The sequence below is a fragment of the Halobacillus litoralis genome (assembly GCF_009856445.1).
Lineage (GTDB): Bacteria > Bacillota > Bacilli > Bacillales > Halobacillaceae > Halobacillus > Halobacillus litoralis.
In genome coordinates, this window is sequence record NZ_WMFA01000002.1 from 818,070 (window position 1) to 844,939 (window position 26,870).

Consider the following 26,870-nt stretch of genomic DNA (forward strand, 5'->3'; position numbering starts at 1 on the left):
GAGAAATTCAATGGGTTTAACAAAAGAAGAAATCTACAAAAAAATCGATGAGGAAAACGTCAAGTTTATCCGCCTTCAGTTTACGGATATGCTTGGTACGATCAAAAACGTGGAAATCCCACTAAGCCAGTTGGATAAAGCTATTGATGGCATGATGATGTTTGACGGGTCCTCTATTGAAGGATTCGTTCGTATCGAGGAGTCTGACATGTATTTGGTTCCAGACCTGGATACGTTCGTCGTTTTCCCTTGGACTTCAGAAAAAGGGAAGGTCGCACGATTCATCTGTGACATCTACAACCCAGACCAAACTCCTTTTGAAGGATGCCCGCGCTACAATCTGAAGCGTAACATCAAAAAAATGGAGAAACTCGGCTTTTCTGCTTTCAACATTGGTACAGAACCTGAATTTTTCCTATTTAAATTAGATGAAAAAGGCGAACCGACGATGGAGTTGAATGATAAAGGTGGCTATTTCGACTTGGCACCGACCGACCTTGGTGAAAACTGCCGTCGTGATATTGTCCTTGAGCTTGAGGAAATGGGCTTTGAAATCGAAGCCTCGCACCACGAGGTAGCTCCAGGTCAGCACGAAATTGATTTCAAATATGCAGATGCCGTCAAGCACTGTGATGATATCCAAACATTCAAACTCGTCGTAAAAACCATTGCACGTCAACATGGTTTGCATGCAACATTCATGCCTAAACCATTGTTCGGCGTAAACGGGTCGGGTATGCACGCGAACATGTCTCTTTTCAATGAAAAGGGCAATGCTTTCTTCGATGAGAAAGGGAAGGAACAATTGTCAGAAGTCGCTTACCAGTTCACAGCAGGCATCATCAAGCATGCAACGAACTTCACAGCCGTGACAAATCCTACCGTCAACTCTTACAAGCGTCTTGTACCAGGCTATGAGGCTCCATGTTATGTTGCATGGTCCGGTCAAAACCGTAGTCCACTTGTACGCGTACCGACATCCCGTGGATTGAGCACAAGAATCGAAGTCCGCAGTGTGGATCCTTCAGCGAACCCATACATGGCGATGGCGGTCCTTCTTGCTGCTGGACTTGATGGTGTGGAAAATAAACTGGAAGCACCTGCTCCTGTCGATCGAAACATTTACGTGATGGATAAAAAAGAACGGGAAGCACACGGAGTGAAAGATCTCCCAGCTACTCTATATGATGCATTGGAAGAGCTGCATCAAGATCCAATCATGGTAGAAGCTCTCGGCGAGCACCTGTTTGAACACTTCATTGAAGCGAAGGAAATCGAATGGGATATGTTCCGCACACAGGTCCATCCGTGGGAACGCGAACAATATCTACAGACATATTAAATGATAAAACCCTTGAAGTAGTTTACTTCAAGGGTTTTTCTGTGTTCAAGAAGATTCACTTTACGAGCGAAAATAAGAGAAATTTTTTTCGTTGAAAGTTATGAGCTTGATATAAATAAAGAAAGAGGCGAGTTAAACTAAACCTCGCCTCTTTCTTTTAGTGTACGGTCCTGTAAAGACCTACGACTTTCCCTAGGATGGATACATCCTGTAATAGAATGGGTTCCATCGTTGCGTTCTCAGGCTGCAAGCGAACATGATTTCTTTCCTTGAAGAACCGCTTCACAGTGGCTTCTTCGTCTTCTGTCATCGCAACAACGATGTCGCCGTTCTGCGCCGTCTGTTGCTGTCTGACGATAACCATATCTCCATCAAGAATTCCTGCCTCAATCATACTTTCTCCTTGTACGATTAGAACGAACGTGTTGTCATCCGACCCTGCAAGTGTATCTGGTAGAGGGACATATTCTTCAATGTTTTCAACAGCTGTAATCGGTGACCCCGCCGTGACTTTACCGATTACTGGAGCGTAAGAAGCTTCGCTTCTCGGGATGCTGTGATCTTCTTCTAATTCGATCACTTCAATGGCACGAGGTTTGGTCGGGTCACGTCTGATGTATCCTTTTTTCTCCAGTCTGGATAAGTGACCATGAACTGTCGAACTTGAAGCGAGACCGACGGACTGGCCAATCTCTCTTACGGATGGTGGATACCCTTTGGATAGGACTTGTTCTTTAATAAAATCTAGTATTTCCTGCTGCCGCTTTGAAAGTTTACTCATAGATTAGCACCTCGTACATAGGATTATAGTAACCACATTGTACCACTTATATTTCAAAAATACAAACACGCGTTCGAAAAAAACCATTGACAAGAACTTGTGTTCGTATATAATGGAAGTAACAAAAGCGAACACAAGTTCTTAAGAACGTTCGTTCTAAGGAAAACGGAGGGGTTATCAATGTTTAACAAATTATCTAAGCTGGATTACACCTACATTATTCTTTTTATTGTGAGTTTTATCATTCTCTATTATTCTATGGTCACAGCTGTATAATAGAGAAAGAGAGAGGAACATATTAATTGAAGGTAATTTTATATTGCAGAGTAAGTACGGAAAAAGAAGCTCAAGTGACTTCACTAAAACGACAAAGAGCTGAATTGATATCCATGGCGGAAAGTCATGACTTCGAAGTGGTTGATTGTATTGAAGAGCAGGCGAGTGGTTACGATATTGAACGTGAAGGGATTTTCCGCATGCTGGAATGCTTTTCTTCCGGACGTGCGGATGCCTTATTGATTCAGGATGAAACACGCTTAGGTCGGGGAAACACGAAGATTGCTTTATTCCATCAATTAAATCGGTTGGAGATCAAGGTGTACTCCCTATCTAACCAGGGGGAGCTTCAGTTATCGGAATCGGATTCGATGGTTTTACAGATTGTCGGCATTGTAGAAGAATACCAAAGGAAGATACATAATATGAAAATACGGCGTGGGATGAGAAAAGCTGTAGAGGGCGGCTACGATCCATCCGCCAACTTATCCAATCGTGATCAGGCACCCGGACGTGAGAGAATCGAGTTTCCCATTGAGGAGGTTGTTCGGTTAAGGAAAAATGATTTGACCTTCAAAGATATTGCAGCGACTTTGAGAGGTTTGGGATATGACGTATCAAAAGCTACGGTGCATCGTAGATACAAAGAGTACCTATCGCTTGAAAAAGAAGAAGAATCACGATAATATTAGGTACACGGACAAGGATCTATGGATTTCTTGTCTTTTTCATGTTTTGCGATCCAGACTATGAGTAAAGGAGAAGGATCTATGTTATCAAAAGAAAAAATTAGTCGTATAAATGAACTAGCTAATAAATCTAAGCAGGAAGAGCTTTCGAAGGAAGAAAAAGCAGAGCAGCAGAAGCTGCGCCAGGAATATTTGAAAAACGCCCGTGCATCCTTCAAAAATCAACTTAAAGGTGTGACCGTCATTGATCCGAAAGGGAATGACGTAACTCCAGAGAAGCTTCGTCAAATGCAAAAGAACGAGAAAAAGAATTAATCTTGATCATTCGTCCGTATTCGATCTATTTTCGAATGCGGGTTTTTCTTGTTTAATTCCTTGGATAAGGGGGAAATTAGGTCTGAGGCTGTGCGAAATTTTGCACAAAGCTTGTTTCGAAACGATTTTCATTATAGGATAATATATGGTACATATACCTGAAAAGAAAGGGGAATGTTGAACATGGCAAACAGCCTTGAACAAACATCAATCAATACGATTAGAACTTTAACAATCGATGCAGTAGAAAAAGCAAACTCCGGCCACCCGGGGATGCCAATGGGTGCAGCGCCGATGGCGTATACGCTATGGACTCAGTTCATGGATCACAATCCAAAAAACTCGAACTGGTTCGACCGTGACCGTTTCGTCCTATCAGCTGGACACGGTTCTATGCTTCTTTACAGCTTGCTCCACCTATCTGGTTATAATGTGACGATGGACGACCTTAAGTCGTTCCGTCAATGGGATTCCAAAACCCCTGGTCACCCAGAGTTTGGTCACACAGACGGTGTAGAAGCAACTACAGGTCCCCTTGGACAAGGTATTGCAATGGCGACCGGAATGGCGATGGCTGAAGCTCATCTTTCTGCGAAATATAACCGTGAAGGTTACAACGTCGTTGACCATTACACTTATACAATTTGCGGTGATGGTGATTTGATGGAGGGAGTATCACAAGAATCTGCTTCTCTTGCCGGTCACCTTGGCCTTGGTAAATTGATTGTTCTTTATGATTCCAATGATATTTCTCTTGATGGAGATCTTGACCGTTCCTTCAGCGAAAGTGTCGAAAAACGATATGAAGCTTATGGATGGCAAGTTATCCGTGTAGAGGAGGGCACGAATACAGAAGAAGTTGCGAAAGCCTTAGAGAAAGCTAAAGCAAACACTGATCAGCCTACAATGATTGAAGTGAAAACGGTCATTGGGTATGGATCTCCTAACAAGTCTGGTAAGTCTGCTTCTCATGGTGCTCCTTTAGGTGATGAGGAAGTTACAGCAGCGAAGCAGTTCTATGAGTGGGAACATGAGCCGTTCCACGTACCTGAAGAAGTTTATCAGGACTTCAAAGAAAAAGTTCAGCAAAATGGTCAGGATAAAGAAGAATCCTGGAACAATCTATTGGCTCAGTACAAAGAGGCGCATCCTGAACTTGCTGAAGAGTTTGAGCGTGCGATTCGTGGTGAACTTCCTGAAGGTTGGGATCAAAGCCTTCCAACATACCAGGTAGGGGAAGACAGCCCGGCCACACGCGCAGCATCTGGTGATGCGATTAATGCTCTTTCTCAAGCGATCCCTAACTTCTTTGGTGGTAGTGCCGACCTGGCAGGTTCAAACAAAACGGCCGTCAAAGACGAAGAGGACTTCTCACGTAACAACTACGCAGGTCGAAACATCTGGTTCGGTGTTCGTGAATTTGCCATGGCGGCTGCCTTAAACGGAATGGGACTTCATGGTGGTCTTAAAGTATATGCGGGTACATTCTTCGTCTTTAGTGACTATCTGCGTCCTGCTGTCCGTCTATCCGCTCTGCAGAACCTGCCGGTGAACTATGTTTTCACTCATGATTCTGTTGCTGTTGGTGAAGATGGTCCGACCCACGAACCTGTTGAACAATTGGCTTCACTTCGTGCAATGCCAAACCTTTCTGTACTCCGTCCTGCGGATGGGAACGAAACCAATGCGGCATGGCGACTTGCTTTAGAGTCTGAATCGACTCCAACAGCACTTGTCCTTACACGTCAAGGTTTACCGACTCTAAAAGGTACAGAGGAACATGCCTATGAAGGAATGAAGAAAGGGGCATACATCCTTAGCGATTCTGATAAAGAAGAGCCGGATGCGATCCTACTTGCTTCAGGTTCTGAGGTGCAGCTGATTGTTGAAGCTCAAGCTGAATTGAAAAAGAATGGCTATGACGTCCGCGTTGTCAGTGTACCTTCATTCGATCGCTTCGAAGCTCAGCCTAAGGAATACAAGGAACAGGTATTGCCTTCTTCTGTCCGCAAACGTCTGGCAGTTGAAATGGGCGCTTCATTCGGTTGGGACCGTTATGTAGGTCTTGATGGTTCCGTCATCGGAATTGACAAGTTCGGTGCTTCTGCGCCAGGAAATACTGTAATTGAGAACTATGGTTTTACAGTAGAAAACGTAGTCAAGCATGCGGAAAACTTAATGAAATAAACAAGAAAGAAGCTGCCTGTTTCTGAGGCAGCTTCTTTTTTGGCTGAATAGTGAGATCGTAGGGATAACCATTTTCGGTTTCCCAGCTCTATATGATATAATATTCATAAGAATGATTGTTGTCTCTGTTACGGTCATCTGTCATTGCGGATAATCCTTCATTTCAGGGTGTTTTTGCTTATTTAAAGTGACGGTTGATCCTATAGTAGCGTTTGGTCTCTAGTCTTATAGAAACGACTATTGTATTCTAAAGAACGTTTTACTATACTGTTATGGGAGACAACACGAAGGAGGAAGACGAAGTCATGACATTGGGGATCGTTTGGGTTATCATCATTGCTTTATTGACTCTTGTCGGTGGTGCAGCTCTAGGCTTCTTCATCGCAAGAAAGTACATGATGAACTATTTGAAAAAAAACCCGCCAATTAACGAACAAATGTTGCGCACATTGATGATGCAGATGGGCCAAAAGCCTTCACAGAAGAAAATCAATCAGATGATGCGTTCAATGAACAATCAAATGAAATAATGACACAAAGCCTTCTTTCGTAAACGAAAGAAGGCTTTCTCTATGCGGACTTCCTGAGATGTTCACAAGATAAACATCGTGTTAGTCCTGAAGCTCTGATACAATAAGAGGCGACTATGAATGAAGGTGTGATGATTGAATGGATGTGAATCTCTTCCTTGCTTTCGGAGCAGGTTTTTTATCGTTTATATCCCCGTGCGTATTTCCTTTATATCCTGCATTCCTTTCCTACATTACCGGGATGAGTGTGCATGAATTAAAAGAAGACAATGGGATGCTGAAAAGAGCAAGTCTGATCCATACGGTTTTGTTCTTACTAGGATTTACAACGATCTTCTTACTCTTAGGGTTTTCAGGATCGTTGTTTGCACAGTTTTTCATACAATATGAATCCGTGATCCGTCGTTTAGGATCCATTCTGATTATTTTCTTCGGATTTGTCATTATTGGGGTGTTCAACTTCGATTTTTTAATGAAAGACCGGAAAATCACTTTCAAGAATAGGCCCTCTGGATACATAGGCACGTTTCTTATTGGTCTTACATTCTCACTCGGCTGGACACCTTGTACAGGTCCAATCCTTGCTTCTGTCCTTTCGTTGGCCGCGGATTCTCCGGAACTTTTCTTAGTTATGATGCTGTCTTATTCTCTTGGTTTTTCCATTCCTTTTCTAGCCCTGTCCTTCTTCATTGGGAAATTGAATTGGATTAAAACTCATAGTACGGGAATTGTTAAGATAGGTGGGTATATCATGATCCTCGTCGGGATTGCTCTTTATTTCGACTGGATGACTATGCTGACCTCGTATCTAGCCGGAGTCTTTGATTTCCAAGGGTTCTAAGCCGTGGATTTTAATGAGTATTTATATTAAGATGATACTAGAGAAAAAATAAAGGAGCTTTTTTATGACCCAGACCAACGATATTATATTAAGAACTACGACCACACTAATCGCCTTTATCCTGCTAGGGTTTTCCGTTTATTTATTTTTTGCTGGACATAATGCTCCAGGTGGAGGGTTTATTGGTGGTTTAATGACAGCTGCGGCCATTATCCTCATGTACATGGCCTATGGAAGTAAAGCGATGGAAAAAATCCTTCCGATTAATTTCCGTTTTCTGATTCCGGTTGGATTGATGGTAGCGGCAGCAACCGGGATTGGTGGAATGGTGTTTGACGCACCTTTCCTGACTCAAACGTTTGCTTACTTTCAACTACCGATCCTTGGCAAAACAGAACTTGCCACGGCGCTTCTGTTCGACCTCGGTGTTTATCTAGCTGTTGTTGGCGTAACCATGACGATCATTTTGACCATTGCTTATGACAGGGATTAAAAGGGCAGCATGTAATGGCTAGGGTATTAATTGTCGATGATGCCAAGTTCATGCGGGTAACTTTAAAAAACATCCTGGAAAAAGGACAACATGAAGTTGTAGGGGAAGCCGATAATGGAAAAGAAGCGGTTGAGAAATATGGTTCGCTTCGACCAGACCTGGTTACGCTGGATATTACAATGCCGGAAATGAACGGCATTGATGCTCTTAAAGAGATCCAACAGGTTTCTAATGAAGCAAAAGTCATCATGTGTTCAGCGATGGGGCAGCAGAAAATGGTCTTAAAGGCTATTGAATGTGGAGCAAAAGACTTCATCGTTAAACCCTTTGATGAAGCTCGGGTCCTGGATGCCATTGATCTTGTGTTGAACTGATATTAAGGACAGAGTAGAAAGAGTGAATCGTTATGTTTTGGTTAATTGCAAGTACCATTGTCGCTGCTGGGATGGCAACAGCGATGATCTTCGTCCGATTGCGGGCGGCTAAAAAACCCGCAAGTGTAAAAAAAATCATTCTGCCGCCTTTCATGATGAGCACAGGGGCTCTCATGTTTGTATTTCCAGTGTTCAGAGTTGAATGGACCCAGGTCATTGAGGCTGTACTCATTGGTGTGATTTTTTCGATATTCCTCATTCGAACTTCGAAATTTGAGGTGAGGGATGGAGATATTTATTTAAAGCCATCAAGGGCCTTCGTGTTTATTCTTTTCGGACTCCTGATTTTGAGAGTGGTTTTCAAAATTATTATAGGGCAGCATGTATCCCTTGGAGAAACGAGTGGAATGTTCTTTCTGCTGGCCTTCGGTATGATTATGACTTGGCGGATCGCCATGTTGAAACAATACTTACAGTTAGAGAAAAAATTGGAACTAAAAAAGGACCTGGCTTAAGCCGGGTCCTTTTTAACGTTCAATCAGTACATCATAAGGGCTCATGTCTATTTTTTTCTCTTCTAACTTTCTGACGAGAAACTTATGGTCTCGCTTTGGAGTGGCTCGTATGTAGCCCTCAATTAAAATCTCCTGGGTGATTTTCTTCTTCTTTTTCTGTAGGGCGATTTCTCCGATACGGCCAGCGATTTTTTGTCTTGCTACATCCCGGAAGATCTCAGGGACGGGAGAAATCAACTCTTCCAATAAATCTTTTTGTTCTGCAGACCACATGTGTTTTGTTTTGTCCACATAATATTCTTCCCAATCAATGATTGATTTTCCGTCTTCTTTTGGAAGGCGTTTAAGAAATTTGCGGAACATAAAGAAACCACCAATGCTCATCAAACCAACCATAATGACAATCCACCCGACGATAAATAGGGCAAATCCACCTGACATATTATCACCTGTTTCATTGTCTTAGACTTTTCTAATTTCATTATAAAAGGTTGACTCTTTAAATACAAGCGTACGTTTATGTAGGTTTTTGTATAAAATTTATCAAATTCAGAAAAATTTGTGGTCATTCATTTTACTTATAAATCGTTTTCATTTACAATAAGGATTGCAGATTTGTGAACTTGATTTATACAAAGGGAACAAATGTAAGAATTTGGGGAATAGTGAAACCTAAAAAAGGTTCACTATTGAATATTGATGAGGGGGTAAAAGGAATATGGCTAGCAATGCTTTTAATGCTCGCAAACAATTTGAACTCAATGGCCAAACGTACAACTATTACGATTTGAAAGCCTTAGAAGATGCGGGACATGGTAAGATTTCCCGTCTACCTTTCTCCATCCGTATCCTACTAGAATCTCTATTACGTCAACATGACGGACGCGTCATCAGCGATGATCACGTCGAGAGTCTAGCAAACTGGGGAACGGAGAAATCTAAAGGGGAAGATGTTCCATTTAAGCCTTCCCGTGTTATTTTACAAGACTTCACCGGTGTACCTGCCGTAGTCGATCTGGCATCTCTTAGAAAAGCGATGGTGGATATGGGAGGAAGCCCTGACAAAATCAACCCGGAAGTTCCTGTTGATCTTGTTATTGACCACTCTGTTCAAGTGGACAAGTATGGAACACCAGATGCACTGAATGTGAACATGGAGCTGGAATTTGAACGAAACGAAGAACGTTATGAATTCCTACACTGGGCTCAAAAAGCGTTCGATAACTATCGTGCAGTTCCACCTGCAACAGGGATCGTTCACCAGGTAAACCTTGAATACATCGCAAACGTCGTTCACGCGAAAGAAAATGAGAACGGCTCTTATGATACTTATCCTGATACACTTGTCGGAACGGACTCACATACAACGATGATCAATGGTCTTGGTGTCCTGGGCTGGGGTGTTGGTGGTATAGAAGCAGAAGCCGGCATGCTCGGTCAACCTTCCTACTTCCCAGCTCCAGAAGTTATTGGAGTGAAGCTGAATGGAAGCTTCCCACAAGGAACAACAGCTACAGACTTAGCCCTGAAAGTCACTCAAAAACTTCGTGAACAAAATGTAGTCGGGAAGTTTGTTGAGTTTTTCGGGCCAGGTTTGCAGGAAATGCCATTGGCAGATCGTGCGACTATCTCCAACATGGCTCCTGAGTATGGTGCGACATGTGGTTTCTTCCCGGTTGACGGCGAGTCTCTTGAGTATCTTCGCCTTACGGGACGTACTGAGGAGCAAATCAAGCTTGTCGAAGAATACTGCAAGAAGAACAGCCTTTGGTATGATCCGTCCTTTGAGGATCCGGAATTCACATCTCTTGTTGAAATCGATCTCGGTGAGTTGGAGCCGAACTTGTCAGGACCAAAACGTCCTCAGGATTTGATTCCTCTTTCTCAAATGAAAGAATCATTCGAAAAGGCGATTACAGGTCCAGCAGGAAACCATGGTTTTGGCCTGGATAAATCTGAGTTCGACAAAGAAGTTGAAGTGCAGTTTGATAATGGAGACAAGTCTGTTATGAAGACAGGTGCTCTGGCGATCGCCGCTATTACTTCCTGTACAAACACATCCAACCCTCACGTTATGCTTGGGGCTGGCCTGGTCGCTAAAAAAGCGATTGAAAAAGGCTTGCAAGTTCCTGATTACGTGAAGACCTCTTTAGCTCCAGGATCTAAGGTTGTTACTCGCTACCTGGAAGATTCAGGGCTAATGACTTACCTGAATGATTTAGGATTCAACCTGGTCGGATATGGATGTACGACATGTATTGGTAACTCAGGTCCATTACTGCCGGAAATTGAAAAAGCTATCGCTGACAGTGACTTGACGGCTTCTTCTGTCTTGTCTGGTAACCGTAACTTCGAAGGACGTATTCATCCACTAGTTAAAGCCAACTATCTGGCTTCTCCGCCACTAGTAGTTGCTTATGCCCTTGCGGGTACTGTAGATATTGACCTTAAAAATGAACCAATCGGAAAAGACAATGAAGGAAACAACGTGTATTTCAATGATATTTGGCCTTCTCAAGAAGAGATCAAATCAGAAATTTCCCGTGTTGTTACACCTGAGATTTTCCGTAAAGAGTATGAAAATGTATTCAACTCAAACGAAAAATGGAACGAAATCGAAACAACGGATGAGCCATTGTATGATTGGAACGACAACTCCACATACATCCAAAATCCTCCGTTCTTCGAAGGACTTTCCAGTGATCCTGAAGCAGTTAAGCCATTAAACGGCATGCGTGTCATCGGTAAATTTGGCGATTCTGTAACAACGGACCACATCTCACCAGCAGGTGCGATTCCAAAAGATATGCCTGCAGGGGAATACCTGCAAGACAATGGCGTAAGTCCTCGTAACTTCAACTCTTACGGCTCCCGTCGTGGTAACCATGAAGTTATGATGCGTGGTACGTTTGCAAATATCCGTATCCGTAACGAGTTAGCTCCAGGTACTGAAGGTGGTTTCACTACTTACTGGCCGACAGAAGAAGTAATGCCAATTTATACAGCAGCAATGAAGTACCAACAGGATAAGACTCCGTTGATGGTCATTGCCGGTAATGATTATGGTATGGGAAGCTCCCGTGACTGGGCTGCAAAAGGGACAGATCTTCTTGGAATTAAAACGGTCATCGCTGAAAGCTTTGAGCGTATCCACCGCTCGAACCTTGTTATGATGGGTGTTCTTCCATTGCAGTTCAAACCTGAAGACAGCATCGAGTCTCTTGGGCTGACTGGACGCGAGACATTCGACGTACAAGTCGGTGAAGAAGTTAAGCCACGTGACCTTGTCAAAGTCACAGCAACAGACGAAGAAGGCAATAAGAAAGAATTTGAAGTAATCGCCCGCTTCGACAGTGAAGTGGAAGTTGATTACTACCGCCACGGTGGTATTTTACAAATGGTTCTACGAAACAAATTGAACTAAATTTCTTTCTAAAAATCGCCCTTTTTAAAGGGCGATTTTTTTATTCTTCACAAAAACCATGTGATCAATGATTGGAAATGTACACCGATCATTGCTTGAAGGAAGAAGTGTGGATTCGTAAGACTTGTCTATTGTTCTCTATTCAAACTTAGTAGTAACTCCGAAAGTTATAAAAAATAAAAAGATCAATAACAACTCTCATACATTTTCTGATAAAGCTTTACAAGCATAAATGGTTTTCTTTATTCTTATACATAAAGCAGAAACGTTTTGGATTATGGACGGAGGCTATCATCATGAAACAATGGCTGGCAACAGCTTTCCTGGTTATACTTTTAGGTCTCGTTATTTTTACTACCCTTTCTGAAAAGGATGTGGGGGAGCAGCAAAAATCTTCTGCAAATCAGGAAGCAGGTATCTTTGCACCTAATGCACCAGATGGAATAAAAGTAGGGGAGCAGGCTCCTGACTTCAGTTTGAAAACGTTAAACGGAGAGACCGTTCAGCTTTCTGATTATCGCGGTAAAAAAGTTTTTCTCAATTATTGGGCGACTTGGTGCCCTCCTTGTCGTGATGAAATGCCCGAAATGCAGGCATTTCATGAAGATTATGGAGATGAAGTGGTCATTCTGGCTGTTAATGGAACGGGAACAGAGAAAAAAATAGAAGATGTTGACCAGTTTGTCAAAGATGGAGGTTATACATTTCCTATTCTTCTGGATGAAGAACTCAAGATTAATCAGACATACCAGATTCTATCCATTCCTACCACTTATTTCATCGGTACAGATGGAGTCATTCAAGAACCAAGAATTGTCGGGCCGATGACCTACGAAATGATGGAAAAGAAGAAAGATGCGCTGAAATAGGAATATTTTTATCAATTCATGGAAATCCTACCTATAAAAGGAGAGATATCCATGAGAAAACATAAAAGCATATCTTTTGAAGAACGTGTGAAAGAAAATATCCGTTCCATCAAAGCTGACCAAAAGCTTTTGGATCAGATTGATGAACGAATTGAGAAGCGTCACAATGAGCGTATGAAACAAATCCCATCATAAGCGGGGTTTGTTTTTGTACATAATAAACCACAAAGGAAGGAGCATTACAGGCTCCTTCCTTTTTCTTTTCATAATTCGGCTTCTTCATGGGAAAAGTAAAGGATGACTCATCGAGGGTCTATTGACATTTACAGGAGGGAAACGAACATGTCCCATAAACAACAGCATATGGCTAATCAAAAACCAAACCCTGACAATCGCGCAGATAACGTCGATCGTCTTCAAGAAAAAGTGACGAACACGATTGAAAATATTGAAGAATCTCATGATGCTATGCAGTTTGCAACAGAGGAAGAAAAGAGAAACATTGAGAAGAAAAACAAACGCAGAAATCAATCATTAGAAGCTATGCGTGATGAAATTAAGGACGAAGCCCGTCATCAACAATATTAATGTCTGATTAACCGCTTCTCTTTCAGGGGAGCGGTTTTTTACCTTTACAATGTAAGCTTAAGGCATCTTCATCTACATTAAATCTTGACTATGATAAAATGGATATCGGCGAAAGAAAAGGAAGTGATGAAGATGTTAGAACAACTGAAACAGTGGAACAGTTTAGAGCAGCAGCCTCCTATTTCCGAAGTGGAGGCTTTACGATATATGGATCAAACGAGTGGGGAGCAGGAGAAAGAAGTAAAAGCTGTGCTTTATGTCACGCTTGCCTACCACCGGATTAAGAGGCACCCGGGAGATGATCCTCTTGCTGAGCAATTCATCGATGAGGCTCGGGTACTGAATCCTGCACATCCCTTAGTGGCGGAATTGTATGAGTCCCAGCAGTTGATGCAGGCGTACACTTTATTAAAAGAAACACCACTTGATCAGTGGATTCTTCATGAAACGGATCATGATTCAGCGAAGGGTAAAAAAGCGAAAGCCATTTACTCTGATGTTTGTCATTTGAAGGAGCAGTGGGACGATGATCTGGCCAAAAAAACGATCATCGACGCATCCAGTCGTTTGAGCTTATATCAGGATGTTTATGAAGAATTGTCTGATTTGGAACACATGCTGGAAGAAGCTATTAACTCCATTGAAAATCGGCGGATTCGAGTACCTGTCAAAGAGATCAATGAGCGTACAAGACGCCTTTCAGATAATCAGGATGAAATTTATAAACGATTGCCAAGCTTTCTGACAGATCAATCGTTTATAAATCCTTTGGAAGCATTCGATCAAATGGTTGGGTTGCATGATGTGAAAACGTACATTCGACGGTATTATCATTTCTTGAGATACCAGCAGCAAAGAAAAAGCTATGGTTTTTCCATGGTGGATGAGCCTGGATTACATATGATCATTACCGGGAACCCCGGGACGGGGAAAACGACGATTGCCCGGCTGCTCGCGAATATATATCATGAGCTTGGAATTTTAGATACAAAAGAAGTAGTAGAAGTAAATCGTTCCCACCTTGTCGGGTCTTATGTCGGACAGAGTGAAGAGAATACGATGAACTATGTCAAACAGGCGATCGGCGGTGTCTTGTTCATTGACGAAGCATATAGCCTAAAAAGGGAAGGGCAAACAGGAAATGACTATGGTCAAGCGGTCATTGACACTCTTGTTTCTGCGATGACAAGCAAAGAATATGGAGGGAAGTTTGCCGTAATCCTTGCTGGTTATCCAGAAGAAATGCGCCAGTTCTTATGGTCAAATCCAGGTCTCCGAAGTCGTTTCCCTGAACAAAATCATATCGAACTACCTGATTATCACATGGATGAACTGCTTACGATTGCTGAGCAAACGGCGACTGATAATGATTTCTTTTTCACAGAATCTGCGTTAAATGAATTCACCTCACTCATTGATCGCGAGCGTGTGGATGATTCATTCGGTAATGCACGCACGGTCAAAAACTTAGTATTAAAGACCGTTTTCCAAAAAGGTGCCAAGGAAGCTGAACAGGATAAGCATCATTGGCTGGATCATATGAGGATTTCTGTCGAAGACCTTGCATGGGAGAAAGAAACGGATGAAGACGAGCGGTCTCCCATGCAACGCTTGGATGAACTGATCGGGCTATCCAACGTCAAAGAAGAGGTGAAAAAGCTGTCATCCTTCGTTCAAGCTCAGCAAAAGAGGAAAGAAAAAGGATATCCAGTCGTTCCTATCCAATTGCATTCCGTATTCTCAGGAAACCCAGGGACCGGAAAGACAACGGTTGCAGAAATCTATGCTGATGTCCTGAAAGAATGCGGGTTGTTAAAGAGAGGGCATACCGTGGTGGTCTCAAGGAGCGATCTTGTCGCCGGGTATGTGGGACAGACAGCCATCAAAACGAAACGGAAAATCCGGGAGGCTCTCGGTGGTGTCCTTTTCATTGATGAAGCCTATTCTCTATACAACGGAGGCAGGGATGATTTTGGTAAAGAGGCTATTGAGACCCTCGTGGACGAAATGACTAAACATAATGAGAACCTAGTCGTTGTCCTCGCTGGTTATCAACGCGAAATGGAGCAGTTGGTGGAAAGTAATCCGGGCTTGTCTTCCCGCTTTAAAAAATATTTCCACTTCCCGGATTATACAGAGGAAGAGTTGATTGCCATGACTCACTATCAGGCGAAGCAATACGGGTATCATTTCAATGAATGGGCGGAGTCATTCCTCTTAGAAAAATACACGGATCACAAAGTGAGGGGCAATGGACGCTTCATCAATAACCTTGTGAATGAAGCGATTCAATTCCAGGCGATTCGAATTATGGAAAATGAAGTGGAAGATATGAATGAGCTTGAACTTGTCGATTTAGAAAAAGCATGGCATATGGTGCGAAGGGAGTCTTCTTAATGAAAGTGGTCGAAACACCGATTCAAGTACGATATCAAGAAACAGATATGATGGGTGTCGTTTACCATGCCAACTACTTAGTTTGGTTTGAGATTGGACGAACATCCTTTATCGAAGACCTGGGGTTTATGTATTCTGAGATTGAAAAACAGGGAGTCGTTTCACCCGTCATTGATGCTCAAATGAGTTTTAAAAAACCTGTAAAATACGGTGACCCTGTCCATGTGCGAACATGGGTCGAAAGTTACGACGGTCTTCGTGTTTCCTACGGATACGAAGTGGCGTTTAGTAATGGTGATGTAGCAGTGACGGGGGTGACGAAACACGTCATCGTTAAAAAAGATAACTTCAAACCAGTATCCATCAGGCGTAGTTTTCCCGATTGGCACGAAGCTTATTTATCTGCTATGGAGACGGAAGGCTAATGGCTTTTGGAGTGAAAAAGTCGGAACTGCAGGATTGGAAAGCGAAAGTGAAGCGAGGGGATATTGCTTTTTTGACGCACTTTTGGTTGGATGATCGTTTTCCTGGCTGTGATACCGTCACTAAAGTCGGCTGCTGTGATCTCAAGAAATTGGAGGCATGGGGGAAACAGTATGGTTTAGACCCGGCCTGGATCCATAACGATCCAAGATTCCCGCACTTCGATCTATTTGGTGACCGTCAGCTGTTTATCTTGAAAAAAGAAGGGCATTGGGACCATATTCGCCGCTTCCAATTACAAAAAAATAAGACGCCATAGCGGCGTCTTATTTTTTATATTCAAATGACGGTTCATTCCATTTCTCATCCAACGTCACTTCTAATGAATGTTCATCAAAGTACCACTCATCGTCCGCTTCAATGAAGAAATGTATCGGGCCTGTTGTGGTTTCCGCAATTGGTTCTGCAGGATCCTCCAATTTAATGGCAAGAGAGAAACCAGGTTGAAGTCCACCAACGCCTCCATAACGGACGTAAAATCTTAAGTCAACGTTACTATCGATATCGAGTTCTTCTTCATACCACTTTGCTGCTTCTTCTGTTACTGTTAAGTTCATTAGATCATCTCCTGTAATGGGGTTCGTGTTTGTCTCTTTCCTCTGTCGTCGTTTTATAAACCTATTTTTCAGGAGAAGACGAATCAGAGTTATGGTTCGGTTGCTTCATAGGTACAGGGTCAAATCCTCCTGGGTGGAAAGGGTGGCACTTAAGAATTCTCTTGACTGTCAAATAACTGCCTTTGAAGAAACCGAAACGACGAAAAGCCTCAAGTCCGTATTCTGAACACGTTGGTTGAAACCGGCATGATGGTGGAAAAAACGGGCTGATGCCCTTTCGATAAAATTGAATCAAGACAATCATGATTTGTTTCATCTGTTCTATTACTCAGCTTCCTTCTTCTTATCGTAACTGAGGGTCGCCACAGCATCATGCAGGTGAATGGATTCTTCATTACGGCACTTTACGGTGAACGCTTCTATAAAGGAATACTCATAAAGATCGGCAGCGACTAGTCTTACGATATCCTCGACAAAGCGAGGATTCTCATAGGCTTGTTCTGTTACCATCTTTTCATCGGGGCGCTTTAATACCGGATGGATGCGCGCGCTTGCATTGCTTTCAGCTGCTTCTAAAAGCGCTGCTTTCCAATCGATTTCCTGCTCATCGAAATCATCCGTCAATTTTACACTCATGGTCACGTTTCCTCGCTGGTTGTGCGCACTATATTCACTGATTTCCTTGGAACAAGGGCATAGCGTGGTGATTTTCCCGGTAAGAGTCACGGTCACATCATGTCCTGTTTCTTGATCATACTCGACGCGGATGGTTGCATCTGCATGATTCATCCCTGTGAGACCGGAGTATGGGCCTTTTCGTTCGAAGAACCATGGAAATGTCACTTCCACTTCCGCATCCGATTGCTTGAGGCGACCGGCTAATTCCTCGGTAAATTGTTTTAGGGTGCCAATGTCAACGGCGAATCCCTCGTTGTGGTATTTATCAAGCTGCTCTGTGAATCGGCTCATGTTCGTGCCTTTACTACCTTGAGCAATGGATGAACCGAATGAAAAGGTTCCGATGGTTGTCTGAATCTCGGGTGTCATCGTGCTGGGAATACGGATAGGGTGCTTGACGCTGGAAATCCCAACCATATCAATTTCGAACAAAAAATCCTTTTTCGAGTTTTGAAGGTCAGCCATTTGATCTTTCTCCAAAGGCTTTGTTCGTGGACCCGGCTCAACGGAGCCGAATAATTTATGTCGTTCTTTTTTGGATGGTAATTGTTTGTTTTGGTTCAATTCAGTCTTATTCATAATAAAGACTCCTTTCAGACCTTCTTTCTATGTCAAAGTATACAATATGTATTTCTGAATATACAATGGATTGCTTGATGAGTGTGTATTTATAGAATACACCATAAAAGAAAGCCTATCCTTCAATGGGATAGACTATCTTCGCAATCGATACGCTTTTAAGCGTGGATCGTTTCTACATCCATGTGATTTTCGGCTCTGTTTTATTAATAATCCTTTTAATGTTTGCAAGGTGGCGGTAAATCACGAAGATGGTAAACAAGGAAATGATGATGGTCAAGCCGTAATCCTTCACGACCAAAGTAGCAACAATGCCAACAATTCCGCTTACCATGGAAGATAAGGAAACGTATTTACTTAAATATAGGACAATGAAAAAGGATAATAAGAGGACGGCAAAAATGACTGGATTGACACCCAGAATCACGCCTCCGGATGTAGCGACAGCTTTTCCACCTTTAAAGCCCGCAAATACAGGATACATATGACCTATAACGGCAAAAATTCCAATAACAAGTGGTATGACTTCAGCCCCCATAAAATAAGGAAGAGCTGCGGCTAATGTTCCTTTCAAGATATCAGCGAGAGTGACAATTAAGCCTGCTTTGATCCCCAACACTCGGAATGTGTTCGTACCTCCAAGGTTTCCGCTTCCATGTTCGCGTATGTCCGTACCGTAACCAATTTTACCTACAATTAATCCTGAAGGGATGGACCCAAGGAGATAGGCGATGAGGATATAGAGTACATATTCCAATAAGTTCAACTCCTTCTGCACTTTCTACTATTTTATCATGGGCTTCATAGATAAAGAACTCTTATTTCATAAGGCAGCTTCTCTATTATATCAATTTAGTACCAGGTATCAAGTTGTTTTAATAGTGTTGGAGAACCGCCAAGGGAGGCAGTTGCAAAAAATCAGCTTATTGAAAAGGCAGGAAAATTGCAAAATGTTTCAGATTGTGGAAATGTGGTTATAGAAATAGGTCTTTTATTTTTTGTTTAGGGGGAAAACGATGATCACGTTTACTGATGTAACGAAGACGTACCCGGATGGGACGACAGCGTTGAAGAATTTCAACTTAGAAGTGCAAGAAGGAGAACTGCTTGCGCTGATCGGTCCAAGCGGCTGTGGGAAGACAACCACGATGAAAATGATTAACCGTCTGATTCATCCGACGGAAGGGACCATTACTATACATAACAAAGATATTAGAGAATACAACATTCATGAACTACGTTGGAATATCGGCTATGTGTTGCAGGAAATTGCTCTCTTTCCACATATGACAGTAGAAGAAAACATTTCGGTCGTACCTGAAATGAAAAAATGGAAGAAAAAAGATTTGTCTAAAAGAATTGACGAATTGATGAATATGGTTGGCCTGGATCCTGAAAAGCACCGCAAAAGAAAACCCAGTGAACTTTCAGGCGGCCAGCAGCAAAGGGTCGGAGTGATCCGGGCATTAGCTGCAGATCCTGATATCATCTTGATGGATGAGCCCTTCAGTGCTCTCGACCCTATCAGCAGGGATCAGTTGCAGAAGGATATCCGTCAATTGCAGAAGGAAATCAAGAAAACGATTGTTTTTGTCACCCATGATATGGACGAAGCTTTAGCACTGGGCGATCGCGTCTGCCTCATGAAGGCAGGAGAAATTGTTCAGTTGGATACTCCACAAAATCTCGTATTGAAACCATCCAATGAATTCGTAGAAGATTTCATCGGGGGGAGAAAAACACCGTGGCAGACCGCTGTTGATGTCATCATGAATCATGCAGAAAAACGTGTTGTGTCAGAAGAAGAATTCAAGGAAGGCCATGTTGTCCTGGATGGACCTTTTGCCCTTAAAAGTCACGATGGGACGTATCGAGGGATGATCGAGGATGGGAATCAGGTACAGGCTCACCCGTTATCCAATGATATGATTCTTAGAGATGCTGTTCGAATCTTTGAAGAAGGTCACTCTACCATTCTGCCAGTCGTCAAGGGTGACAAGCTGATCGGCACCTTATCTTATAGGGATATTGTCCTCTACCTTAAAGAACAGTCACGTAAAAAGGAAGAGGAGGTGGAAAGTAAATGAGTGAGTTTCTAGAGGTTTTTAATCAACGACAGGGCATTTTATTAGAGAAGATATGGGAACATTTACAAATATCCATTATTGCATTAGTGATTGCTACATTGATTTCCGTTCCGCTAGGCTTATGGCTGACAAGAAAGCAGAGAGTAGCAGAGCCTATTATCGGGATGACAGCTGTGTTACAGACCATTCCAAGCCTTGCGGTGCTTGCTTTTCTCATTCCGTTTTTCGGTATTGGTCAAACCCCGGCCATTATCGCACTTGCGGCCTACGGGCTCCTACCTATCCTTAGAAACACGTACACAGGAATCAAGGAAGTGGATCCTGCTCTAAAGGAAGCGGCTACAGGAATGGGAATGAAATCATTCAGACGTCTTTCGAAAATTGAATTACCGATCGCCATGCCTGTCATTATGGCAGGGATACGGACATCCATGGTACTGATCGTCGGAACGACCACGATTGCTGCTCTTATCGGGGCGGGTGGTCTCGGAGATTTAATCCTGCTCGGTTTAGACAGGGGCGGAGATGTCAATCTTATCTTGCTCGGCGCCATTCCAGCTGCTTTGTTAGCCATTATTCTAGATCTTATTCTCCGTTTATTTGAACGAACTTCAGCCAAATCCGGTTTCCGTTCACTCGTCAGTTTATTATTGATCGCTGCTTTGATCGCAGTTGGTCCTTTAGCGTTCGGTGGAAAAGTGAAGAATGATTTGACGCTTGGAGCAAAGCTTGGATCAGAACCTGCTATTCTTATTAACATGTATAAGCTTTTAATAGAAGAGGAAACAGACTTGAGTGTAGGTCTTCAACCGAACTTAGGAAAGACAGACCTTGTATTCAGTGCATTGGAAGAAGGAAGCATTGATATTTATCCGGAATTCACAGGGACAGCTATCGTCTCTCTTCTAGGAGAAGAAGCGAACAGCAATGAACCTGAAGAAGTATATGAACAGGCGAAAGAAGGTATGGCAGAAACCTATGATATGGCGTTTTTGCAACCGATGCAATTTAACAATACCTACGCCGTAGCTACGACCCAGGAGCTTGCCGAACAATACGATCTTGAAACGATCGGGGACCTTAAACCAGTTGAAGATCAAATCACAGCTGGTTTCACACTCGAATTCAATGATCGTCAAGACGGGTATCAAGGAATGAAGGACATCTATAACTTGAACCTTGGAGAAGTTCGGACGATGGACCCTGGCTTAAGACAGGGAGCTATTGAAAGTGGAGAAGTTGACATCATTGACGCCTACGCTACAGATAGTTACATGGTAGACCTGAATTTAAAAGTGTTGGAGGATCCGGAAAATCTATTCCCTCCATACCAGGGGGCACCATTGATGAGACAAGAGACCTTAGATCAATATCCTGAACTTGAGGAAGTCCTGAATCAACTGGGAGGAAAGATTACCGGAGATAAAATGAGGGAAATGAATTACCAGGTTGATTTTGAAGATCGCGATCCTGAAAAAGTGGCTAGAGAGTATTTAGTCAGTGAAGGATTAATCGACGAATAGGAGGTATAAAGATGACTTTTGAAAATCCGTCCAAAACAGAGATCCGGGATTTACTGGCCCAATCCAAGACGATTGCGGTTGTAGGGCTTTCGGATAAACCGCACCGTACATCCTATCAAGTGAGTGAAGCCATGCAGAAAGCCGGGTACAAAATCATCCCTGTGAATCCTCAAATCAAAGAAGCTCTTGGGGAAAAAGCGGTAGCAAACCTTGGAGATATACAAGAGCCTGTAGACATTATCAATGTCTTTCGAAGATCCGAATATTTACCCCAAATTGCAGAGGAAGCGAAAAATATTAAGGCTAAAGCCTTTTGGGCTCAGCAAGGGGTGTATTCCGAAGAAGCGGATGACATCCTGAAAAACGATTCAAAGCTTGTCATTATGGACTCTTGCATAAAGGTCGCGCATGCGATTTACAAGTAAAAGAATATGAATGAATATGAAAAAATCCCTGTTCATTCAGGGGTTTTTTCATGTTTTTTGGAAGATTTATGTTTGCGAAACCTTATAAAATCGCTACAATATAACAAGCGACGTTTTTTGTTAGAGACAACGAGAAGCTCCGAATAAGAGAAAAGGACCTTTAGTAGAGGACCGATTTTAATTGGAGAACCATGGTTTAACAGAACGGTTGTTTAAGAAAGAATAAGAAATGTAAGCGAAATCAAACGGGAGTTCTAATCACCCCCACATTTGTGCACAGGTCGGCAGCCTTATTCTAAGTCATAAGCCAATCAATGGAGTGGAAGAGTGTCCACACCGTTGATTGACTTATGTCGTGAGAGCTGAAGGACCTGGAGATGCACTCATCGTTTACATAATCGAACGTTTGTTCTATTATTGATGTAGCAGGTGTTAGAGAAAGGAGCCGATGGTAAATTGTCGAGTCAAAATCAAACGTATTCAGATGATTCTATTCAAGTGCTGGAGGGATTGGAGGCCGTTCGGAAGAGACCGGGGATGTATATTGGATCCACGGATCATAGAGGTCTGCACCATCTCGTCCACGAAATTGTAGATAACGCGATTGATGAGGCGTTATCTGGATTCGGCGAAAAAATGACTGTCACGCTCCATAAAGATGGTAGTGTATCGGTTCAGGACGAAGCCCGGGGGATGCCTACGGGGATGCATAAAACAGGTAAACCGACACCTGAGGTTATTTTGACCGTCCTACATGCAGGAGGTAAGTTTGGCCAAGGTGGTTATAAATCCTCAGGTGGCTTGCACGGTGTCGGTGCTTCTGTGGTAAATGCTCTATCTGAATGGTTGGAAGTTTACATCTGTAGAGATGGAGAGAAATTTTATCAAAGATTCGAGAACGGGGGCGTTCCCGTCACTTCTTTAGAAAATAAAGGAGCGACCCGCAAAACAGGAACGACGATCCGCTTTAAACCGGATCCTTCCATTTTCTCAATGACGAAATTCAATTTTGAAACGTTATCCGAACGTTTACGAGAAGCGGCCTTCTTATTGAAAGGGTTCCGTATCATCCTTGTAGATGAGCGTAAGGAAACGGTTAAAGAAGAGTACCAATATGATGACGGACTGGTCTCTTTTGTCGAATATTTAAATGAAGAGAAAGATACCCTGCATTCTGTCGTTTCTTTCGAGGGAAGTCACAGTGGAATTGAAGCGGATTTCGCTTTTCAATTCAACGACGGGTTTGCAGAGAACATTTTATCCTTTGTCAATAACGTGCGGACGAAGGATGGGGGCACCCATGAATCCGGAGCGAAAACGGCCATTACCAGAGTTTTTAATGATTATGCCAGACGAGCACAACTTCTGAAGGATAAAGATAAGAATTTAGAAGGAAACGATATCAGAGAAGGATTTACTGCGGTGATCTCCGTGCGAATTCCAGAAGAGCTTCTTCAATTTGAAGGGCAAACCAAAAGCAAATTAGGAACCTCTGAAGCACGCTCCGCCGTCGATGGAATCGTTGCTGAACAATTATCCTATTTCCTCGAAGAAAATCCGGATGTCGCTTCTATGCTCATCAAAAAAGCGATTAAAGCGAAAGAAGCAAGAGAAGCAGCAAGAAAAGCTAGAGAAGATGCACGTTCAGGGAAGAAGAAGAAACGTAAGGACACTCTTCTAAGCGGGAAACTCACGCCTGCTCAGTCTAAAAATGCACAAAAGAACGAGTTGTATCTCGTGGAGGGGGACTCAGCTGGAGGATCAGCAAAACAGGGACGTGATCGTAAATTCCAGGCCGTCCTTCCTTTGCGCGGAAAAGTCATCAACACAGAGAAAGCGAAAATTGCGGACATCTTCAAAAATGAAGAAATCTCAACAATCATTCATACCATCGGCGCTGGAGTCGGAGGAGACTTTACGCTCGAAGACTGTAATTATGATAAAATCGTCATCATGACCGATGCCGACACCGATGGAGCGCACATTCAGGTGCTTTTATTAACCTTCTTCTATCGATACATGCGACCGCTTGTAGAAGCGGGGAAAGTATTTATCGCCCTCCCACCCCTTTATAAAGTTTCCAAAGGGAAAGGGAAGAAAGAGAAAGTCGAATATGCGTGGGATGAAGAAGGCATGCAGAAGATATTGAAGGAATTTAAAAACGGGTATACGATCCAACGATACAAAGGTTTAGGTGAAATGAATGCCGATCAGCTTTGGGAAACGACGATGAACCCCGAATCACGCACATTGATCCGGGTTACGATTGACGATATCGCCCGTGCCGAGCGCAGGGTGACGACGTTGATGGGAGATAAGGTTGAACCTCGCCGTAAATGGATTGAATCCCATGTCGCTTTTGGTCTTGAAGATGAAGCGAGCATACTAGAAAACGACAAAATACAGACGTAAAAGGGGGACCTTCTGTTGGCAGAGGCAGAGAAATTTTTAGATTTACCATTAGAAGAAGTTCTCGGAGACCGCTTCGGGAGATATAGTAAATACATCATCCAGGAACGTGCCCTCCCTGATGCCAGGGACGGGCTAAAGCCTGTACAGAGGCGTATCCTTTATGCGATGCACCAGGAAAAAAACACCCACGATAAAGCTTACCGGAAATCCGCGAAAACGGTCGGTACCGTAATCGGTAATTATCACCCGCACGGGGATACTTCCGTTTACGATGCGATGGTCCGCTTGAGCCAAACGTGGAAAGTGAGAAAATCCTTAGTGGAGATGCACGGAAATAACGGAAGTGTTGATGGTGACCCGCCTGCAGCTATGCGTTATACGGAAGCAAGACTTTCCGCTATTTCATCTGAACTGCTCAGGGATATTGAAAAACAGACCGTGGAGTTTATTCCAAACTTTGATGATACGATTGATGAACCAACCGTTCTTCCGGCCAAGTTCCCGAATCTTCTCGTCAACGGTTCTACCGGGATATCCGCAGGCTATGCGACAGAAATCCCTTCCCACAACCTGGGAGAAGTGATTGATGCGGTAATCATGAAGATCGATAAACCTCAGTCGACTGTACCTGAGCTGATGACCAAATTAAAAGGTCCGGATTTTCCTACGGGTGGAATCATTCAAGGGATCGATGGCATTCAGAAGGCCTATGAAACGGGCAGAGGGAAAATCGTCTTACGTGGGCGTGCCGAAATCCAAGAACAGCGCGGAGGACGAGAACAAATCGTCATCGACGAAATTCCTTTTGAAGTGAACAAGGCAAGCATGGTCAAGCGAATGGATGAATTGAGAATTGATAAAAAAGTCGAAGGTATCGCTGAAGTCCGTGACGAAACGGATCGCACCGGTTTGCGTGTCGTCATTGATCTGAAGAAGGATGCGAACAGTGAAGGGGTCCTCAATTACCTTTACAAACATACAGACCTTCAGATCTCTTACAACTTCAATATGGTCGCCATTCATGAACGGACACCAAGCCTGATGAGTCTTCCAATGATGCTTGACGCCTATATCAAGCACCAGAAAGAAGTGGTCACAAGGCAATCCATTTATGATTTGAATAAAGCGAAGTCTCGCGCTCACATTGTGGAAGGTCTGATCAAGGCGATTTCCATTTTGGATGATGTCATCGCAACGATTCGCAGCTCCAAAGACAAAGCTGATGCAAAGAAACAGCTCATCGCAAGCTATGATTTTACAGAAGAACAATCAGAAGCGATCGTGACATTACAGCTGTACCGTTTAACAAATACAGATATTACAGCCTTGCAAAAAGAAGCGGATGAACTGAAAAAGCAAATTGATTACTTAGAAAAATTGTTATCCAGTGAAAACGAAATGTTGAAAGTCATCAAGGCTGATCTTCGCTCGATGAAAAAACAATACAACGATGATCGTTTGACGAAGATTGAGGAAAAAGTGGAAGAGTTGAAAGTAGATCTTGAAGTGACTGTCGCGAGTGAAGATGTGCTCGTATCTGTGACGAAAGATGGTTACATTAAGCGCACAAGTCTTCGTTCCTATGCAGCGTCAAACGGGGAAGATTTCGCTTTGAAAGACGGGGATCACCTGCTGGGTTTATTTGAAATCAATACAACGGATACCATCTTACTCTTTACGAACCTCGGTAAATATTTATTCTTACCTGTTCACAAACTGCCGGATATCCGGTGGAAGGATCTTGGTCAATATATTTCCAACATCGTACAAGTGGACAAAGAAGAATATATCGTTGAGGCCATACCAGTCCGTGACTTCACAGCAGAGGAATACCTCATTTTCTTCACGAAGAACGGGATGGTGAAGAAGAGCGAATTACAGCTCTATCAAGCCCAGCGTCATTCCAAGGCTCTCGTTGCCATCAATCTGAAAAATGATGATGAAGTAGTGGATGTCTACAAAACAAATGGCCAGTCCGATTTGTTTATTGCTACGAAGAAAGCTTATGGCCTTTGGTACCATGAAGAAGAAGTGAACACCGTCGGCCAACGGGCAGCAGGTGTGAAAGCGATCAACCTGAAAGAAGACGATGAAGTGGTGTCTGGACAATTGTTCAGAGCCTCAGAAGATCCTTCGATCCTTCTGACCACTCATCGTGCCGCAGTGAAGCGGATGCGATTGAAAGAGTTTGAACGAACAACCCGGGCAAAACGCGGGGTGCTCATGTTAAGAGAGTTGAAGAAGAACCCTCATCAATTGGTGGATGTACACCTCGTGCATAGAGATGACCAAGTGATGATCATGACAGAAAAACAAGAAACCATCGTTGTCAATCCGATGGACTTTAAAGCAAATGATCGATATAGCAATGGGTCCTATGTCCTCGACACCGAAGAAAAAGGACAAGCGGAAGAAGCGTGGATCAAGCCGGTCTATCGTGTTCCTTTTGAAACCGAACCTGATACAACCTAATAATAATGATGTGAAAAGCCCTCTGCGTCCAGA

27 protein-coding genes are annotated in these 26,870 nt (G+C 43.1%); 21 read left to right on the forward strand and 6 right to left on the reverse strand.

What is annotated here, in order from left to right; all coding sequences use genetic code 11:
- Window positions 1–10: 10 nt before the first annotated feature.
- On the forward strand, window positions 11–1,342 hold the full coding sequence (glnA, locus tag GLW00_RS09365; RefSeq protein ID WP_089652331.1) for a type I glutamate--ammonia ligase: 1,332 nt from the start codon (window positions 11–13) through the stop codon (window positions 1,340–1,342).
- Between the two features lie 157 nt (window positions 1,343–1,499).
- On the opposite strand, the gene lexA is transcribed toward glnA, so the two are convergent.
- Window positions 1,500–2,123: a transcriptional repressor LexA gene (gene lexA, locus GLW00_RS09370; protein ID WP_146816304.1), complete on the reverse strand. Its 624-nt coding sequence runs from the start codon at window positions 2,121–2,123 to the stop codon at window positions 1,500–1,502.
- Between the two features lie 302 nt (window positions 2,124–2,425).
- Between lexA and GLW00_RS09375 the strand changes: the two genes are divergently transcribed.
- The 8 genes from GLW00_RS09375 to GLW00_RS09410 all read left to right on the forward strand — a co-directional run bounded on the left by GLW00_RS09375 (window position 2,426) and on the right by GLW00_RS09410 (window position 8,343).
- Window positions 2,426–3,085, forward strand: a complete 660-nt coding sequence (locus GLW00_RS09375; RefSeq protein ID WP_160913334.1) for a YneB family resolvase-like protein — start codon at window positions 2,426–2,428, stop codon at window positions 3,083–3,085.
- An 84-nt stretch (window positions 3,086–3,169) separates the two neighbouring features.
- Window positions 3,170–3,403, forward strand: coding sequence for a DUF896 domain-containing protein (locus GLW00_RS09380; RefSeq protein ID WP_160913336.1), 234 nt, complete (start codon window positions 3,170–3,172; stop codon window positions 3,401–3,403).
- 183 nt (window positions 3,404–3,586) lie between these two features.
- Entirely contained in the window at window positions 3,587–5,590 is a 2,004-nt protein-coding gene (tkt, locus tag GLW00_RS09385) for a transketolase (RefSeq protein ID WP_160913337.1), read from the forward strand.
- A gap of 305 nt (window positions 5,591–5,895) precedes the next feature.
- On the forward strand, window positions 5,896–6,120 hold the full coding sequence (locus GLW00_RS09390; RefSeq protein WP_035505139.1) for a YneF family protein: 225 nt from the start codon (window positions 5,896–5,898) through the stop codon (window positions 6,118–6,120).
- A 139-nt stretch (window positions 6,121–6,259) separates the two neighbouring features.
- Window positions 6,260–6,961 carry a cytochrome c biogenesis CcdA family protein gene (locus GLW00_RS09395; RefSeq protein ID WP_160913339.1) on the forward strand — a complete coding sequence of 234 codons (702 nt, stop codon included), beginning with the start codon at window positions 6,260–6,262 and terminating at the stop codon, window positions 6,959–6,961.
- Between the two features lie 64 nt (window positions 6,962–7,025).
- Window positions 7,026–7,454: a Na(+)/H(+) antiporter subunit B gene (locus GLW00_RS09400; protein ID WP_160913341.1), complete on the forward strand. Its 429-nt coding sequence runs from the start codon at window positions 7,026–7,028 to the stop codon at window positions 7,452–7,454.
- Between the two features lie 14 nt (window positions 7,455–7,468).
- Window positions 7,469–7,828: a response regulator gene (locus GLW00_RS09405; RefSeq protein ID WP_160913343.1), complete on the forward strand. Its 360-nt coding sequence runs from the start codon at window positions 7,469–7,471 to the stop codon at window positions 7,826–7,828.
- A gap of 32 nt (window positions 7,829–7,860) precedes the next feature.
- On the forward strand, window positions 7,861–8,343 hold the full coding sequence (locus GLW00_RS09410; RefSeq protein ID WP_160913345.1) for a CcdC family protein: 483 nt from the start codon (window positions 7,861–7,863) through the stop codon (window positions 8,341–8,343).
- 12 nt (window positions 8,344–8,355) lie between these two features.
- Here GLW00_RS09410 and GLW00_RS09415 read toward each other — a convergent pair whose 3' ends face one another.
- Window positions 8,356–8,784 carry a DUF2621 family protein gene (locus tag GLW00_RS09415; protein WP_160913347.1) on the reverse strand — a complete coding sequence of 143 codons (429 nt, stop codon included), beginning with the start codon at window positions 8,782–8,784 and terminating at the stop codon, window positions 8,356–8,358.
- A gap of 277 nt (window positions 8,785–9,061) precedes the next feature.
- On the opposite strand from GLW00_RS09415, the gene acnA reads away from it, so the two are divergent.
- The 7 genes from acnA (at window position 9,062) to GLW00_RS09450 (ending at window position 16,363) form a co-directional block, all read left to right on the forward strand.
- On the forward strand, window positions 9,062–11,767 hold the full coding sequence (gene acnA, locus GLW00_RS09420) for an aconitate hydratase AcnA (protein WP_160913349.1): 2,706 nt from the start codon (window positions 9,062–9,064) through the stop codon (window positions 11,765–11,767).
- A 296-nt stretch (window positions 11,768–12,063) separates the two neighbouring features.
- Entirely contained in the window at window positions 12,064–12,636 is a 573-nt protein-coding gene (locus tag GLW00_RS09425) for a TlpA family protein disulfide reductase (protein ID WP_160913351.1), read from the forward strand.
- A 51-nt stretch (window positions 12,637–12,687) separates the two neighbouring features.
- Window positions 12,688–12,831 (forward strand): FbpB family small basic protein, encoded by a 144-nt coding sequence (locus tag GLW00_RS09430; RefSeq protein ID WP_160912244.1) that lies wholly within the window; start codon window positions 12,688–12,690, stop codon window positions 12,829–12,831.
- A 147-nt stretch (window positions 12,832–12,978) separates the two neighbouring features.
- Window positions 12,979–13,224, forward strand: a complete 246-nt coding sequence (gene tlp, locus GLW00_RS09435) for a small acid-soluble spore protein Tlp (RefSeq protein WP_160913353.1) — start codon at window positions 12,979–12,981, stop codon at window positions 13,222–13,224.
- A gap of 132 nt (window positions 13,225–13,356) precedes the next feature.
- The gene (locus GLW00_RS09440; RefSeq protein WP_160913355.1) at window positions 13,357–15,621 is read left to right on the forward strand and encodes an AAA family ATPase; all 2,265 of its coding nucleotides are present in this window, start codon (window positions 13,357–13,359) and stop codon (window positions 15,619–15,621) included.
- On the forward strand, window positions 15,621–16,046 hold the full coding sequence (locus tag GLW00_RS09445) for an acyl-CoA thioesterase (protein WP_160913357.1): 426 nt from the start codon (window positions 15,621–15,623) through the stop codon (window positions 16,044–16,046). The genes GLW00_RS09440 and GLW00_RS09445 overlap by 1 nt, the downstream gene beginning before the upstream one ends.
- Window positions 16,046–16,363, forward strand: a complete 318-nt coding sequence (locus tag GLW00_RS09450) for a hypothetical protein (RefSeq protein WP_160913359.1) — start codon at window positions 16,046–16,048, stop codon at window positions 16,361–16,363. The genes GLW00_RS09445 and GLW00_RS09450 overlap by 1 nt, the downstream gene beginning before the upstream one ends.
- Before the next feature lie 7 nt (window positions 16,364–16,370).
- Here the strand turns inward: GLW00_RS09450 and GLW00_RS09455 are convergent, their stop codons facing one another.
- The 4 genes from GLW00_RS09455 to plsY form a co-directional block, all read right to left on the reverse strand.
- A complete protein-coding gene (locus GLW00_RS09455; protein WP_160913361.1) occupies window positions 16,371–16,661 on the reverse strand; it encodes a HesB/YadR/YfhF family protein in 291 nt (96 codons plus the stop codon).
- Window positions 16,662–16,722: 61 nt separating this feature from the next.
- Window positions 16,723–16,977, reverse strand: a complete 255-nt coding sequence (yidD, locus tag GLW00_RS09460) for a membrane protein insertion efficiency factor YidD (RefSeq protein ID WP_160913363.1) — start codon at window positions 16,975–16,977, stop codon at window positions 16,723–16,725.
- An 8-nt stretch (window positions 16,978–16,985) separates the two neighbouring features.
- The gene (gene folE2 / locus GLW00_RS09465) at window positions 16,986–17,918 is read right to left on the reverse strand and encodes a GTP cyclohydrolase FolE2 (protein WP_160913365.1); all 933 of its coding nucleotides are present in this window, start codon (window positions 17,916–17,918) and stop codon (window positions 16,986–16,988) included.
- Window positions 17,919–18,093: 175 nt separating this feature from the next.
- Window positions 18,094–18,675 (reverse strand): glycerol-3-phosphate 1-O-acyltransferase PlsY, encoded by a 582-nt coding sequence (plsY, locus tag GLW00_RS09470; protein ID WP_160913367.1) that lies wholly within the window; start codon window positions 18,673–18,675, stop codon window positions 18,094–18,096.
- A gap of 259 nt (window positions 18,676–18,934) precedes the next feature.
- Between plsY and GLW00_RS09475 the strand changes: the two genes are divergently transcribed.
- The 5 genes from GLW00_RS09475 to parC all read left to right on the forward strand — a co-directional run bounded on the left by GLW00_RS09475 (window position 18,935) and on the right by parC (window position 26,837).
- Window positions 18,935–20,005, forward strand: coding sequence for an ABC transporter ATP-binding protein (locus GLW00_RS09475; protein ID WP_160913369.1), 1,071 nt, complete (start codon window positions 18,935–18,937; stop codon window positions 20,003–20,005).
- Complete coding sequence (locus tag GLW00_RS09480) at window positions 20,002–21,528, forward strand: ABC transporter permease/substrate-binding protein (RefSeq protein ID WP_160913371.1); 1,527 nt, start codon at window positions 20,002–20,004, stop codon at window positions 21,526–21,528. Before GLW00_RS09475 ends, GLW00_RS09480 begins: the two co-directional genes overlap by 4 nt.
- 11 nt (window positions 21,529–21,539) lie before the next feature.
- Window positions 21,540–21,953 (forward strand): CoA-binding protein, encoded by a 414-nt coding sequence (locus GLW00_RS09485; protein WP_160913373.1) that lies wholly within the window; start codon window positions 21,540–21,542, stop codon window positions 21,951–21,953.
- Window positions 21,954–22,409: 456 nt separating this feature from the next.
- Window positions 22,410–24,365, forward strand: a complete 1,956-nt coding sequence (gene parE / locus GLW00_RS09490; RefSeq protein WP_160913374.1) for a DNA topoisomerase IV subunit B — start codon at window positions 22,410–22,412, stop codon at window positions 24,363–24,365.
- Between the two features lie 15 nt (window positions 24,366–24,380).
- Entirely contained in the window at window positions 24,381–26,837 is a 2,457-nt protein-coding gene (parC, locus tag GLW00_RS09495) for a DNA topoisomerase IV subunit A (protein WP_160913376.1), read from the forward strand.
- Window positions 26,838–26,870 lie beyond the last annotated feature (33 nt).

Bases quoted from the DNA above. Each gene is read 5' to 3' on its own strand.
- glnA (WP_089652331.1), top strand. From the start codon at position 11: ATGGGTTTAACAAAAGAAGAAATCTACAAAAAAATCGATGAGGAAAAC.
- lexA (WP_146816304.1), bottom strand. From the start codon at position 2,123: ATGAGTAAACTTTCAAAGCGGCAGCAGGAAATACTAGATTTTATTAAA.
- GLW00_RS09380 (WP_160913336.1), top strand. From the start codon at position 3,170: ATGTTATCAAAAGAAAAAATTAGTCGTATAAATGAACTAGCTAATAAA.
- tkt (WP_160913337.1), top strand. From the start codon at position 3,587: ATGGCAAACAGCCTTGAACAAACATCAATCAATACGATTAGAACTTTA.
- GLW00_RS09390 (WP_035505139.1), top strand. From the start codon at position 5,896: ATGACATTGGGGATCGTTTGGGTTATCATCATTGCTTTATTGACTCTT.
- GLW00_RS09395 (WP_160913339.1), top strand. From the start codon at position 6,260: ATGGATGTGAATCTCTTCCTTGCTTTCGGAGCAGGTTTTTTATCGTTT.
- GLW00_RS09400 (WP_160913341.1), top strand. From the start codon at position 7,026: ATGACCCAGACCAACGATATTATATTAAGAACTACGACCACACTAATC.
- GLW00_RS09405 (WP_160913343.1), top strand. From the start codon at position 7,469: ATGGCTAGGGTATTAATTGTCGATGATGCCAAGTTCATGCGGGTAACT.
- GLW00_RS09410 (WP_160913345.1), top strand. From the start codon at position 7,861: ATGTTTTGGTTAATTGCAAGTACCATTGTCGCTGCTGGGATGGCAACA.
- GLW00_RS09415 (WP_160913347.1), bottom strand. From the start codon at position 8,784: ATGTCAGGTGGATTTGCCCTATTTATCGTCGGGTGGATTGTCATTATG.
- acnA (WP_160913349.1), top strand. From the start codon at position 9,062: ATGGCTAGCAATGCTTTTAATGCTCGCAAACAATTTGAACTCAATGGC.
- GLW00_RS09425 (WP_160913351.1), top strand. From the start codon at position 12,064: ATGAAACAATGGCTGGCAACAGCTTTCCTGGTTATACTTTTAGGTCTC.
- GLW00_RS09430 (WP_160912244.1), top strand. From the start codon at position 12,688: ATGAGAAAACATAAAAGCATATCTTTTGAAGAACGTGTGAAAGAAAAT.
- tlp (WP_160913353.1), top strand. From the start codon at position 12,979: ATGTCCCATAAACAACAGCATATGGCTAATCAAAAACCAAACCCTGAC.
- GLW00_RS09440 (WP_160913355.1), top strand. From the start codon at position 13,357: ATGTTAGAACAACTGAAACAGTGGAACAGTTTAGAGCAGCAGCCTCCT.
- GLW00_RS09445 (WP_160913357.1), top strand. From the start codon at position 15,621: ATGAAAGTGGTCGAAACACCGATTCAAGTACGATATCAAGAAACAGAT.
- GLW00_RS09450 (WP_160913359.1), top strand. From the start codon at position 16,046: ATGGCTTTTGGAGTGAAAAAGTCGGAACTGCAGGATTGGAAAGCGAAA.
- GLW00_RS09455 (WP_160913361.1), bottom strand. From the start codon at position 16,661: ATGAACTTAACAGTAACAGAAGAAGCAGCAAAGTGGTATGAAGAAGAA.
- yidD (WP_160913363.1), bottom strand. From the start codon at position 16,977: ATGAAACAAATCATGATTGTCTTGATTCAATTTTATCGAAAGGGCATC.
- folE2 (WP_160913365.1), bottom strand. From the start codon at position 17,918: ATGAATAAGACTGAATTGAACCAAAACAAACAATTACCATCCAAAAAA.
- GLW00_RS09475 (WP_160913369.1), top strand. From the start codon at position 18,935: ATGATCACGTTTACTGATGTAACGAAGACGTACCCGGATGGGACGACA.
- GLW00_RS09480 (WP_160913371.1), top strand. From the start codon at position 20,002: ATGAGTGAGTTTCTAGAGGTTTTTAATCAACGACAGGGCATTTTATTA.
- GLW00_RS09485 (WP_160913373.1), top strand. From the start codon at position 21,540: ATGACTTTTGAAAATCCGTCCAAAACAGAGATCCGGGATTTACTGGCC.